Source organism: Burkholderia sp. GbtcB21 (assembly GCF_019091065.1).
Taxonomy (GTDB): domain Bacteria; phylum Pseudomonadota; class Gammaproteobacteria; order Burkholderiales; family Burkholderiaceae; genus Burkholderia; species Burkholderia pyrrocinia_C.
Genome location: NZ_JAGXKA010000016.1, coordinates 112,891 through 125,034 on the forward strand (window position 1 = coordinate 112,891; position 12,144 = coordinate 125,034).

Annotated in this window: 15 protein-coding genes; 12 read left to right on the plus strand and 3 right to left on the minus strand. The window is 66.2% G+C overall.

Features of this window, described 5'->3' with window-relative positions:
• From ctaD to KVT39_RS29435, 5 genes are all read left to right on the plus strand, one after another.
• A complete protein-coding gene (gene ctaD, locus KVT39_RS29415; protein ID WP_034179108.1) occupies window positions 1-1,608 on the plus strand; it encodes a cytochrome c oxidase subunit I in 1,608 nt (535 codons plus the stop codon).
• Between the two features lie 69 nt (window positions 1,609-1,677).
• A complete protein-coding gene (locus KVT39_RS29420) occupies window positions 1,678-1,818 on the plus strand; it encodes a cytochrome oxidase small assembly protein (RefSeq protein WP_006760728.1) in 141 nt (46 codons plus the stop codon).
• A gap of 35 nt (window positions 1,819-1,853) precedes the next feature.
• Window positions 1,854-2,462 carry a cytochrome c oxidase assembly protein gene (locus KVT39_RS29425; RefSeq protein WP_034179106.1) on the plus strand — a complete coding sequence of 203 codons (609 nt, stop codon included), beginning with the start codon at window positions 1,854-1,856 and terminating at the stop codon, window positions 2,460-2,462.
• Window positions 2,463-2,478: 16 nt separating this feature from the next.
• Window positions 2,479-2,679, plus strand: a complete 201-nt coding sequence (locus tag KVT39_RS29430; RefSeq protein ID WP_047899090.1) for a DUF2970 domain-containing protein — start codon at window positions 2,479-2,481, stop codon at window positions 2,677-2,679.
• 138 nt (window positions 2,680-2,817) lie between these two features.
• Window positions 2,818-3,675 (plus strand): cytochrome c oxidase subunit 3, encoded by an 858-nt coding sequence (locus tag KVT39_RS29435; RefSeq protein ID WP_034179104.1) that lies wholly within the window; start codon window positions 2,818-2,820, stop codon window positions 3,673-3,675.
• Between the two features lie 184 nt (window positions 3,676-3,859).
• On the opposite strand, the gene KVT39_RS29440 is transcribed toward KVT39_RS29435, so the two are convergent.
• A complete protein-coding gene (locus tag KVT39_RS29440) occupies window positions 3,860-4,069 on the minus strand; it encodes a twin transmembrane helix small protein (RefSeq protein WP_034179103.1) in 210 nt (69 codons plus the stop codon).
• Between the two features lie 84 nt (window positions 4,070-4,153).
• Between KVT39_RS29440 and KVT39_RS29445 the strand changes: the two genes are divergently transcribed.
• Genes KVT39_RS29445 through KVT39_RS29465 form a run of 5 tightly spaced genes read left to right on the plus strand, consistent with a single transcriptional unit; the run spans window position 4,154 to window position 8,236 of the window.
• The gene (locus tag KVT39_RS29445) at window positions 4,154-4,864 is read left to right on the plus strand and encodes an SURF1 family protein (RefSeq protein WP_034179102.1); all 711 of its coding nucleotides are present in this window, start codon (window positions 4,154-4,156) and stop codon (window positions 4,862-4,864) included.
• Between the two features lie 60 nt (window positions 4,865-4,924).
• Window positions 4,925-5,551: a cytochrome c oxidase subunit I gene (locus KVT39_RS29450; protein WP_034179101.1), complete on the plus strand. Its 627-nt coding sequence runs from the start codon at window positions 4,925-4,927 to the stop codon at window positions 5,549-5,551.
• Between the two features lie 25 nt (window positions 5,552-5,576).
• Complete coding sequence (locus KVT39_RS29455) at window positions 5,577-6,689, plus strand: heme A synthase (protein ID WP_034179100.1); 1,113 nt, start codon at window positions 5,577-5,579, stop codon at window positions 6,687-6,689.
• Between the two features lie 8 nt (window positions 6,690-6,697).
• The gene (gene cyoE, locus KVT39_RS29460) at window positions 6,698-7,600 is read left to right on the plus strand and encodes a heme o synthase (protein WP_034179099.1); all 903 of its coding nucleotides are present in this window, start codon (window positions 6,698-6,700) and stop codon (window positions 7,598-7,600) included.
• A gap of 18 nt (window positions 7,601-7,618) precedes the next feature.
• Window positions 7,619-8,236, plus strand: a complete 618-nt coding sequence (locus KVT39_RS29465; protein ID WP_217590795.1) for an SCO family protein — start codon at window positions 7,619-7,621, stop codon at window positions 8,234-8,236.
• Window positions 8,237-8,397: 161 nt separating this feature from the next.
• On the opposite strand, the gene KVT39_RS29470 is transcribed toward KVT39_RS29465, so the two are convergent.
• Window positions 8,398-8,688: a YciI family protein gene (locus KVT39_RS29470; RefSeq protein ID WP_034179097.1), complete on the minus strand. Its 291-nt coding sequence runs from the start codon at window positions 8,686-8,688 to the stop codon at window positions 8,398-8,400.
• 210 nt (window positions 8,689-8,898) lie between these two features.
• On the opposite strand from KVT39_RS29470, the gene KVT39_RS29475 reads away from it, so the two are divergent.
• Window positions 8,899-10,536 carry a methyl-accepting chemotaxis protein gene (locus KVT39_RS29475; RefSeq protein ID WP_217590796.1) on the plus strand — a complete coding sequence of 546 codons (1,638 nt, stop codon included), beginning with the start codon at window positions 8,899-8,901 and terminating at the stop codon, window positions 10,534-10,536.
• 205 nt (window positions 10,537-10,741) lie between these two features.
• Window positions 10,742-11,557 (plus strand): MetQ/NlpA family ABC transporter substrate-binding protein, encoded by an 816-nt coding sequence (locus KVT39_RS29480; RefSeq protein WP_034179096.1) that lies wholly within the window; start codon window positions 10,742-10,744, stop codon window positions 11,555-11,557.
• Between the two features lie 110 nt (window positions 11,558-11,667).
• On the opposite strand, the gene KVT39_RS29485 is transcribed toward KVT39_RS29480, so the two are convergent.
• Entirely contained in the window at window positions 11,668-11,976 is a 309-nt protein-coding gene (locus KVT39_RS29485) for a VF_A0006 family four-cysteine protein (RefSeq protein ID WP_105393575.1), read from the minus strand.
• Between the last annotated feature and the right edge of the window lie 168 nt (window positions 11,977-12,144).

The following is a 12,144-nucleotide window of genomic DNA, read 5'->3' on the forward strand; positions in this document are numbered from 1 at the left end:
ATGTCTAGCATCGGGCACGACGTAGCCGCGGACCACGCGCACGACGACCACGCGCACGAAATGCCGCACGGCTGGCGGCGCTGGCTGTTCGCCACCAACCACAAGGACATCGGTACGCTGTACCTGCTGTTCTCGTTCATCATGTTCCTGTCGGGCGGCGTGATGGCGCTCGGCATCCGTGCCGAACTGTTCGAGCCGGGCCTGCAGATCATGCGTCCGGAGTTCTTCAACGAACTCACGACGATGCACGGCCTGATCATGGTGTTCGGCGCGATCATGCCGGCGTTCGTCGGCTTCGCGAACTGGATGATTCCGCTGCAGATCGGCGCGTCCGACATGGCGTTCGCGCGGATGAACAACTTCAGCTTCTGGCTGCTGCCGGTCGCGGCAGTGCTGCTGGTCGGCTCGTTCTTCGCGCCGGGCGGCGCGACGGCCGCCGGCTGGACGCTGTACGCGCCGCTGTCGACGCAGATGGGCCCGGGCATGGACTTCGCGATCTTCGCGGTGCACATCATGGGCGCGTCGTCGATCATGGGCGGGATCAACATCGTCGTGACGATCCTGAACATGCGCGCACCTGGCATGACGCTGATGAAGATGCCGATGTTCGCGTGGACGTGGCTGATCACGGCCTACCTGCTGATCGCCGTGATGCCGGTTCTGGCAGGCGCGATCACGATGGTGCTGTTCGACCGCCACTTCGGCACGTCGTTCTTCAACGCGGCAGGCGGCGGCGACCCGGTGATGTACCAGCACATCTTCTGGTTCTTCGGCCACCCCGAGGTGTACATCATGATTCTGCCGGCGTTCGGGATCGTGTCGCAGGTGATCCCGGCGTTCTCGCGCAAGACGCTGTTCGGCTATAGCTCGATGGTGTACGCGACGGCTTCGATCGCGATCCTGTCGTTCATGGTCTGGGCACACCACATGTTCGCCACGGGCATGCCGGTCACCGGTCAGCTGTTCTTCATGTACGCGACGATGCTGATCGCCGTGCCGACGGGCGTGAAGGTGTTCAACTGGCTCGCGACGATGTGGCGCGGCTCGATGACGCTCGAAACCCCGATGCTGTTCGCGATCGGCTTCCTGTTCGTGTTCACGTTCGGCGGCCTGACGGGCCTGATGCTCGCGATGGCGCCGCTCGACATCCAGTATCACGGCACCTACTTCGTGGTGGCGCACTTCCACTACGTGCTGGTGGCCGGCTCGCTGTTCGCGCTGTTCTCGGGCTGGTACTACTGGGCACCGAAGTGGACGGGCTGGATGTACAACGAGACGCGCGGCAAGATCCACTTCTGGGCGTCGATGATCTTCTTCAACCTGACGTTCTTCCCGATGCACTTCGTCGGCCTCGCGGGCATGCCGCGTCGTTATGCGGACTACCCGGCGCAGTTCACGGACTTCAACCAGGTGGCGACGATCGGCGCATTCGGCTTCGGCCTCGCGCAGGTGTACTTCCTGTTCGCGGTCGCGCTGCCGGCCTACCGTGGCGGCGGCGATCTGGAAAAGGCGTCGGACAAGCCGTGGGACGGCGCGACGGGCCTCGAGTGGACGGTGCCGAGCCCGGCTCCGTTCCATACGTTCGAGCAACCGCCGCACGTCGAATAAGTTTCACAGTGCGCTTAGCCGCTGCCTGCCGCGCAGGCAGGCGCGGCGGGCGCCGAACCGAAGTTTCAGATGAACCGGAATCCACAAGAAAGACGAACGCCCGAGCAGATCCGCGCGGGCAACAAGCGGCTCGGCCTCATCCTGCTCGTCATCGCCGCCGTTTTTTTTGTGGGTGTCGTGATCAAGCAGTGGTGGCTGTCCACTCACTGATGCAGTAACTGACGCAGTAGCGAGGAAGTTGTCGTATGTCGAAGCCGGAAGAGGGCGCCGTCGATCGCGCGTTCAATCGTTCGATGCTGGTGAAGCTCTTCGTCGTGGCCGGGCTGATGTTCGGTTTCGGCTTCGCGCTGATCCCGATGTATCGGGCGATCTGCCAGATCACCGGCATCAACAACCTGGTGCAGCGCGACGTCAGCGAGCGCGAGGTGAAGAACTCGCAGGTCGACACCAGCCGCACGGTGTCGGTCGAGTTCGATGCGAACGCGCGCGGCCCGCTCGGTTTCAAGCCGGAGCACAACAGTCTCGACGTGCATCCGGGCGAGCTGACGACGATCGTATACGACGTGACGAACGGGCAGGGCCGGCCGGTCGTTGCACAGGCGATTCCGAGCTACGCGCCGAAGCAGGCGACGGAGTTCTTCAAGAAGATCGAATGCTTTTGCTTCACGCAGCAGACGCTGGCCGCGCACGAGTCGCGCAAGATGCCGGTGGTGTTCGTGATCGATCCGAAACTGCCGAAGGACGTGAAGACGATCACGCTGTCGTACACGTTCTTCGAGCTGAATACGCCGGCCGCGCCGGCGCCGGCGACGCGCAGTACCGCGGCGCAGGGCGCGGCGAAGCCGGATGCATGACGACGGAGACGGGGCGATGACGGAGGGCAAGCGGGGCGGGTCGTTCGGCCAGGCGGTGAAAGCGGTGCTGTGGTCGTTCTTCGGGGTGCGCAAGCGGCGCGACCTGGAGGCCGACGCGACGCAGCTCAATCCGCTGCACGTGCTGATCGTCGCGTTGATCGCGGCCGGCGTGTTCATCGGCGTGCTGATCCTGATCGTGCGTGCGGTCGTGGGCTGAGGCCCGCGGCCACGAAAGAATGCAGTACGCAGCGCCGCGGCGCTGCGTGCAGGAAAGAGCGGTGGCGGTCGCGCCGCGCAAGAAATAAAGCCGGAGCGGTTTCCGGTAAACAAATTGGACTGAAGTGGAGAATCAAGCATGAGCGGTCAAAACCAGACCCCGTACTATTTCGTGCCGCATCCGTCGCACCATCCGATCAGCGCGGCCATCGGGCTGCTGGTCATGCTCGGATCGACGGCGCTGTGGATCAACGGTCACGACTGGGCGCCGTTTACGGCGCTGCTCGGCCTGCTGTGGTTGCTCTTCACGCTGTATCACTGGTTCGGCGACGCGATCGCCGAATCGGAAGGCGGTCAATACGGCAAGAACGTCGACAAGTCGTACCGCTGGAGCATGAGCTGGTTCATCTTCTCCGAAGTCATGTTCTTCGGCGCGTTCTTCGGCGCGCTGTTCTATGCACGTGAAATCGCGCTGCACCAGCTCGGCAGCCTCGACTACAAGCTGATCTGGCCGGACTTCTCCGCCGTGTGGCCGAACGAAGGCCCCGCCGCGCTTGCCGGTCACTTCAAGACGATGGGCCCGTGGCCGGTCCCGACGATCAACACGGCATTCCTGCTGTCGTCGGGCGTGACGCTGACGATCTCGCACCACGCATTGCGCGACGATCATCGCAAGAAGGCGATCGCATGGCTGGCCGCGACGCTCGCGTTCGGTATCTGCTTCCTGTTCCTGCAGGGTTTCGAGTACTACCACGCGTACAACGAACTGAACCTGACGCTGAACTCGGGCGTGTACGGTTCGACGTTCTTCCTGCTGACCGGCTTCCACGGCTTCCACGTGTTCCTCGGCGGCACGATGCTCGCGGTGGTGCTGGTGCGGATGATCCGCGGCCACTTCAAGCCCGATCACCACTTCGCATTCGAAGGCGCCGCGTGGTACTGGCACTTCGTCGACGTCGTCTGGCTCGGCCTGTACGTCGTCGTCTACTGGCTGTAAATGGAAAAACGGCCCGCGCAGCAATGCGCGGGCCGTTTTCATTGGTGTCGGCCCGGCAGTTGCGAGCCGACACCCTTGGCGCCGCCGCGACTCAGTCAGGCGGCGCTTTTACTTGGTGGCGCGGCCGTGCGGCTAAATGTCACAGCGGTCACATCGGTTGCAGCGGGCCGCGGCGGCAAATGCGTCAACGCCCGATCGGCAGGCCGGTCGAATGGATCCAGCCCATCCAGTTCGCGAGCAGGATGAACAGGAACAGCGAGACCGACAGCCCGACGCGGGTGGCGAGCGACCAGACCATGCGTTTCGTGTGGCCGCGGTCGTGCATCATGAAGTAGAGCGCCGAGCCCATGCTGGCGATGATGAGGACGAAGGCGATGGGAACGAGTATGTGCATGACGCGAACCGGACGACGGCAATTCGGAAGGAAGAGGATAATTATCGCACTTCGTTTTCGCGAATGTGCCGGGCGGGCCGCACGATGAAGATTCGCTGGCTGCCTGCGCTGCTGATTCTCGTCGTCGTCGCGGTCACGATCCGTCTCGGTTTCTGGCAGCGCGACCGCGCGCACCAGAAGGAAGCGCTGCAGGCGAGCATCGAGCGCTACGAGCATGCGGCGCCGGTCGAGGTCGGCGCGCAGCCGATTCCGCTCGCGTCGATCGAGTTTCATCGCGTGCGTGCGAAGGGCCGCTTCCTGCCCGAGCAAGCGGTGTTTCTCGACAATCGGCCGTATAACGACCAGCCGGGTTTTTACGTCGTGATGCCGTTTAAACTCACGGGCGGCGGTGTCGTGCTCGTCAACCGCGGCTGGCTGCCGCGCAACATCGCCGATCGCACGGCGATCGAGTCGTTCGCGACGCCCGCGGGCGACGTCGAGATCGTGGGCATCGCGCGCGCGGACGCGTCGCGTGCGTTCGAGCTCGGCGAAGGCGGATCGGCGGCGCACCAGAAGATCCGGCAGAACCTGGACGTCGCCGCGTATGCGAAGGAAACGGGGCTGCCGCTGCAGCCGTTCGTGATCCAGCAGACGAGCGACGACGGCGACAAGCTCGTGCGCGACTGGCCGGCGGCGGCGACCGGCGTCGAGCGCAATTACGGTTACATGTTTCAGTGGTGGGCCATGGCGGCGGCCGCGCTCGGCTTCGGCCTGTACGCCGCGCGGCGTGCGGCGAAGAAGTCGGCCGGCGCGTGAGCGCCATGCCAGGACGCGGCGCACGCGCCGCGGGTTCGTTTCGAGAGGTCTGATTTGTCCATGCAATCTTCCCGTCAGGGTCCGGCCGCTGCGCCGATCTCGCCGGCGGCCCGCAAGCGCGGCCGCTGGATGCTCGTGTTGCTGGGTCTCGTGTGCGCGGCGCCGATGCTCGCGTCGTACTTCACCTATTACGTGATCAAGCCGAAGGGCGGTTCGACGAACTACGGCACGCTGATCGAGCCGCAGCGGCCGATCCCGGCCGATCTGCAGGTCACCGACGAAACCGGCAAGACGGTGCCGCTGTCGTCGCTGCGCGGCGTGTGGCTGTTCGTGATGACGGACCGCAGCGCGTGCGACGACGCATGCGCGCAGAAGCTCTATTTCATGCGCCAGATCCGCGTCACGCAGGCCGGCGAACGGCACCGGCTCACGATGGTGTGGCTGCGCAGCGATGCGGGCGCGATGCCGCAGAAGGTGCTGGAAGCCTATCCGGACACGCGCCGGCTCGTCGCCGATCCGGCCGCGGTGGCCGCGTGGCTGCCGGCCGACGCCGGCACGAAGGACAGCGACCACATCTACATGGTCGATCCGAACGGCAACCTGATGATGCGTTTCCCGAAAGACCCGAATCCCAGCAAGATCAAGGCGGACGTGACGAAGCTGCTGAAGTGGTCGAGCATCGGTTAAGGCAAGAGAGCGAGGCACCATTCCGATGTCGTATCTACTGCAACTCGGCCTGATCGGCTTCTGCATCGCGCTGCTGCCGCTGTCGTACGTGTGGGTGAAGGCCGACGACAACAAGTTCCGCAAGCTCGTGTGGATCACCACGTTCCTGACCCTCGACCTGGTGATGTTCGGCGGCTTCACGCGGCTGACCGATTCGGGGCTCGGCTGCCCCGACTGGCCCGGCTGCTACGGCACGTCGTCGCCGTTCATCGCGCATGCCGCGATCACGGCCGCGCATCAGGCGATGCCGACGGGCCCCGTCAGCATGACGAAGGCGTGGATCGAGATGATCCACCGCTATTTCGCGATGGCGATCGGCGTGCTGATCATCGCGCAGGTTGTGATCGCATGGGCCGCGCGGCTGCGTCGCCGCCCGCTGCACGTGTCGCCGTGGTGGCCGACGAGCCTGCTGCTGCTGATCGTCGTGCAGGGCGTGTTCGGCGCATGGACGGTCACGATGAAGCTGCAGCCCGTGATCGTCACGACCCACCTGCTGCTCGGCCTCGCGCTGCTCGGCACACTCGGCTGGCTCGCGGCGCGGCAGACGCCGCTGCCGTCTCACGACCCGGAGGCCGGGCGCTATCGCGCGGCCGCGCTCGCGGCGCTCGTGCTGCTGGTCGTGCAGATCGCGCTCGGCGGCTGGGTGAGCACCAACTACGCGGTGCTCGCGTGCACCGATTTCCCGACCTGCAACGGCCAGTGGATTCCGCCGATGGACTTCGGGCACGGCTTCCACCTGTGGCGCGCGCTCGGGATGACGAAGGACGGCGACGCGATCACGCAGGATGCGCTGGTCGCGATCCACTGGACGCACCGCACGTTCGCGTTCGTCGTGGTCGCGTACCTGGTCGCGTTCGCGCTGAAGATGCGCCGCTTCGAATCGCTGCGGCGGCCCGCGAACGGCGTGCTGCTGGTCGTCCTGCTGCAGTTCGTGACGGGCCTGACCAACATCGTGCTGCAGTGGCCGCTGCCGGTCGCCGTCGCGCACAACGGCGGTGCCGCGATCCTGCTGCTGCTCGTCGTCATGTTAAACTTTCGCATCCTTTCAAGCCGCCCCGGCCGTGTCGCGCAGCCTGCGCGCGACGCCGCCCCGGCGTGACCGCCCCCATGCAAAGCACCCTCTCCCAATCGCCCGGTAGCCGCTTTTCCCAGTACATGGCGCTGACGAAGCCGCGTGTCACGCAGCTCGCGGTGTTCTGCGCGGTGATCGGCATGTTCCTCGCGACGCCGGGCATGGTGCCTTGGCATGTATTGATCGGCGGCACGGTCGGCATCTGGCTGCTGGCCGGCGCCGCATTCGCGATCAACTGCCTCGTCGAGCAGAAGATCGACGCGATGATGCGGCGTACCGCATGGCGCCCGTCCGCGCGCGGCGAGATCACGACGCCGCAGATCCTGGTGTTCTCGGCCGTGCTCGGCAGCGCCGGCGCATGGACGCTCTACACGTTCACGAACCCGCTGACGATGTGGCTGACGATCGCGACGTTCGTCGGCTACGCGGTGATCTACACGCTGCTGCTCAAGCCGATGACGCCGCAGAACATCGTGATCGGCGGCGCGTCGGGCGCGATGCCGCCGGCGCTCGGGTGGGCCGCGGTCACCGGCGCGGTGCCCGGCGACGCGTGGATCCTCGTGCTGATCATCTTCGTGTGGACGCCGCCGCATTTCTGGGTGCTCGCGCTCTATCGCCGCAAGGATTACGAGAGCGCGGGGCTGCCGATGCTGCCCGTCACGCACGGCGAGAAGTTCACGCGGCTGCACATCCTGCTGTACACGGTGATCCTGTTCGCGGTCACGCTGATGCCGTTCATCTCCGGGATGAGCGGGGCTGTCTACCTGACGAGCGCGGTGCTGCTCGGCGCGGTGTTCCTCGCGTATGCGTGGAAGATCTACCGCGATTATTCGGACGAACTCGCCCGCAAGGCCTTCCGCTATTCGATCGTCTATCTGTCGCTGCTGTTCGCCGCGCTGCTCGTCGATCACTATGCACGCCCGCTGCTCGGCGTGTAACCGCACGGTTTGAACGCAATGCTCCATACACGGTTCGGGCGCCGCGCGCGCCAAGGCTGGATGCTCGCGTGCGCATTCACGGCAGCGCTGCTGCTCGCCGGATGCGACAACGCGCCGAAATTCCAGAACCTCGACATCACCGGCAACACGCAGTTCGGCAACGACTTCTCGCTGCCCGATACGGCCGGCAAGGTGCGCACGCTCGCCGACTTCAAGGGCAAGGCTGTCGTAATGTTCTTCGGCTATACGCACTGCCCGGACGTGTGCCCGACGACGATGGCCGAACTGTCCGAGGCGCTGAAGCAGCTCGGGCCCGATGCCGCGAAGCGCGTGCAGGTGCTGTTCGTCACCGTCGACCCGGAACGCGACACGCCGGCGCTGCTCGGCCAGTACGTGCCCGCGTTCGATCCGTCGTTCATCGGCCTGCGGCCGGCCGACGAAGCGGCGCTGAAGAAGGTCACGAAGGATTTCCGCGTGTACTACGCGAAGGTGCCCGGCAAGACGCCCGGCAGCTACACGATGGATCACACCGCCGCGAGCTATGTGTTCGATCGCGACGGCAAGCTCCGCCTGTTCGTGCGCGACGGCCAGGGCCCCGGCCCGTGGGTCCACGACCTGAAGCTGCTGGTCGACTGACCGGCATTCGCCGGGCGCCCGGCCCGGCGATCGTGTGACGGCCGTTTCGCGCCGTCACGCTTTCTTTTTTCCCTTTTCGTTTGCATGCGCCGCCCGCCGCCCGCCGCCCGCCGCCCGCCGCGCGGCGCGTCGGCACGCGCGCGTGCCGCGCAGATGCCGCGTTACGGCAGCGCCGGCACGTTGAAGCCGGATGCGGCGCGCGTGATCCGGAATTCCGTCACGCGATACGTCGCGAGCCCCTCGGTGACGAACGGGTCGGTCTTCAGGATCGCGTCGAGTTCGTCGCGATCGATGCGGGCCGCGAGGATCACGCCGCCTTCGCGCGGCACCTTCGGCCCCGCCGCGATGAAGATGCCCTTGTCGAACAGCGGCTGCAGATACGCACGGTGGCGCTCGAGCGCGTCGTCGATGCGCTCGAGCGATGCGGTGTAGTGGATGTCGATGACGTACATGGATGGCCCCGGAATGGCGCCGGCGCGTCGCGCGCCGGCCAGCCGGTCTTTGTAGCACAGCGGATGCGGGCTGTCGCGCCGGGGCCGTCCGTTGCGCTCCGGCGTGTATTCAAGTTGTAAGCCTCGTTGCCGTAAATGCAAGGGCAACCGTTTGCGTGCGGCAGGCCGTTCGTGCGCATCGTGTGCACCGACATCGATAAAGGCACGCAGATGAGCAGAATGAGTTTGAACCGCAAGCTGTGGCTCGCGCTTGCGCTGGTATGGATCGGTTTGCTGGGCGTCGGCGCCTGGAGCGCCTACGAGACGCGCGCGACGATGCTCGCCGAACGCCGGGCCGGCATCGCGAATCTCGTCGATTCGGCGGCCGGCATCGTGAAGTCGTATCACGCGCTCGCGCAGAGCGGCACGCTGCCCGAGGCCGATGCGAAGCGCGACGCGCTCGCGAGCCTTGCCGCGATGCGCTACGGAGATTCGGGCTACGTGTTCGTGATGGACTCGAAGCCGGTCGTGCTGATGCATCCGACGCTGCCGAAGCTGGTCGGCACGCAGGTCGGCGACACGCTCGATCCGGACGGCAAGCCGCTGTTCGTCACGATCATGAACGCCGCGAAGGCGACCGGCAGCGGCTTCGCCGAATATCGCGGGCGGCTGCCGCACAGCGAAACCGCCGTGCCAAAGATCAGCTACGTCACGCGTTTCGCGCCGTGGGACTGGAACATCTCGAGCGGCGTGTTCCTGAAGGACATCGACACCATCTACTACCGCACGCTGCTCGGCCACCTCGCGGTCGTGTTCGTGATCGGCTTCGTGATCAGCACGGCGATGCTGGTGATCATCCGCAACGTGCGCGCCAGCCTCGGCGGCGAGCCCGACGAAGCGGCCGCGCTCGCGACGCGCATCGCGCAGGGCGACCTGACGCAGCCGGTGCCCGTGCGCGCGGGTGACCGCACGAGCATGATGGCGGCGATGCGCGACATGCAGGCACGGCTGCAGGCGACGATCGGCGGGATTCGCCAGTCGGCCGAATCGATCGCGTCGGCGAGCCGGGAGATCTCGGCCGGCAACGACGACCTGTCGCAGCGCACCGAGGAGCAGGCCGCGTCGCTGGAGGAAACGGCCGCGAGCATGGAGCAGCTGACCGCGACGGTGAAGCAGAACGCCGACAACGCGCGGCAGGCGAGCGGGCTCGCGAACAACGCGTCGGACATCGCGCGCACGGGGAGCGACGTCGTGAACCGCGTGATCGGCACGATGGGCGAGATCGACGACAGCTCGCGCAAGATCGCCGACATCATCGGCGTGATCGAGGGCATCGCATTCCAGACCAACATCCTCGCGCTGAACGCGGCGGTCGAGGCCGCGCGCGCGGGCGAGCAGGGTCGCGGCTTCGCGGTGGTCGCGGGCGAGGTGCGCTCGCTCGCGCAGCGCAGCGCGACGGCCGCGAAGGAGATCCGCGCGCTGATCGTCGATTCGGTCGAGCGCGTGCGCAACGGTTCGACGCTGGTCGGCCAGGCCGGCACGACGATGGGCGAGATCCTGCAGGCCGTCGCGCGCGTGACCGACATCATGGGCGAGATCGCGGCCGCGTCCGAGGAGCAGGCGAGCGGCATCACGCAGGTCGGGCGCGCGGTCACGCAGATGGATCAGGTGACGCAGCAGAACGCGGCGCTCGTCGAGGAGGCTGCGGCCGCCGCTGGGTCGCTGCAGGAACAGGCCGCGCGGCTGCGCGACGCGGTCGGCGCGTTCCGGGTCGGCGATGCAGGCGGCATATCGTCGCGGCGGGCCGGCGAGCGGGCGGCCGAACCCGCGTTCGGCACGAAGGCGGCCGGCGACGCAGCGGTGGCGTGACGCAGACTTGACGGATGCGCGTCACACGCAAACGCAACTAACGGCCAAGCCGCGCATCCGCCGCCAGCACCGCTGCGGTGCATACCCATATGAGCGGGATGTATTTCACTTCCCGCCGATCCTGTGACACCATTTGCCCCTTCCAGCGAGTCGGGGGATACCCGTATCGCGCCCCATTTCCAGTAAGCAAGAAAGCGAGAAACAGATGAAGCGTCGCAGTCTCCTGAAGGTATTTTCCGTGCTGGCTGCCGGTGCAGCGCTGACGCTGTCGGCGGGCGCGCATGCCGAGGACAAGGTGATCAAGGTCGGCACGGTTGCCGGCCCGGATGCGGAAGTGTGGCAGCTCGTGCAGAAGGTCGCGAAGGAGAAGGAAGGCCTGAACGTGAAGGTCATCGAGTTCAACGACTACGTGCAGCCGAACGCGGCGCTCGATTCGGGCGACCTCGACGCGAACAGCTTCCAGCACCAGCCCTACCTCGACAGCCAGGTGAAGCAGCGCGGCTACAAGATCGTCAGCGCGGGCCTGACCTACATCTCGCCGATCGGCGTGTACTCGAAGAAGTTCAAGTCGCTGAAGGACCTGCCGCAAGGCGCGAAGCTCGCGGTGCCGAACGATCCGTCGAACGAGAACCGCGCGCTGCTGCTGCTCCAGACGCAAGGCGTGATCAAGCTGAAGTCGGGCGCCGGCACGGGCGGCAACAACGCGACGGTGCTCGACATCGCCGAGAACCCGAAGAAGCTGAAGATCTCCGAACTCGACGCCGCGCAACTGCCGCGCGTGCTGTCGGACGTCGACGCGGCCGTGATCAACACGAACTACGCGCTGGCCGCGAACCTGCAGCCGACCAAGGACGCGATCGCACTCGAAGCGCTGACGAGCCCGTACGCGAACCTGATCGCCGTGCGCGCGAAGGACAAGGATCAGCCGTGGGTGAAGAAGCTGGTCAAGGCGTACCAGTCGCCGGAAGTGCGGGAATTCATCAAGAAGCAGTTCAAGGGCTCGATGGTCGCGTCGTTCTGAACGCCGCACACCGGTCGGACCGCTGAACGAAAAGGGCCTGCATCGCGCAGGCCTTTTTTCATTGGCGCGGCCGGTGGACGGCCGCGTGGTGCGCCGCGTTCAGCGCCGGCTCACATGTCGCCGCGCCGCGAGCAGATCGCCATGATCTGCTGGATCGCATAGTTGTCGCGCACGCCCGGCAGCGACTGCACGACGCACTCGTGAAAGCGCCGCTCGCGCGGCAGCAGCATCGCGTTGTTGCGGTACAGCGCGTCGCAGGAGCGCTGGATCAGCTGGGCCGCGGCGCCGTTGCGGCTTTCGCGCAGCGCGCCGAGCATGCACTCGTCGTATTGCGCATAACCGTCGGTCAGCGCGAATGCCGCGCCCGGCAGCGCCAGCGCGACGGCGGCGAATACGATTGCACGGACTCCCCGTTTCATGTGCCCTCCGATGGTGTCGCCTGGGTCGGCCGACAGCATAACGTAAAGCCGTCAACGCGGCTGACGCGTTGCGCCGATGCCGGCGGGAGCCGCCGCCGGCCGGGCTTCGCGCGCGGTCGCGGGCACCGGCGGGCAGCGCAATCCGGCGCGCCGCGTGAAAGGGCGGAG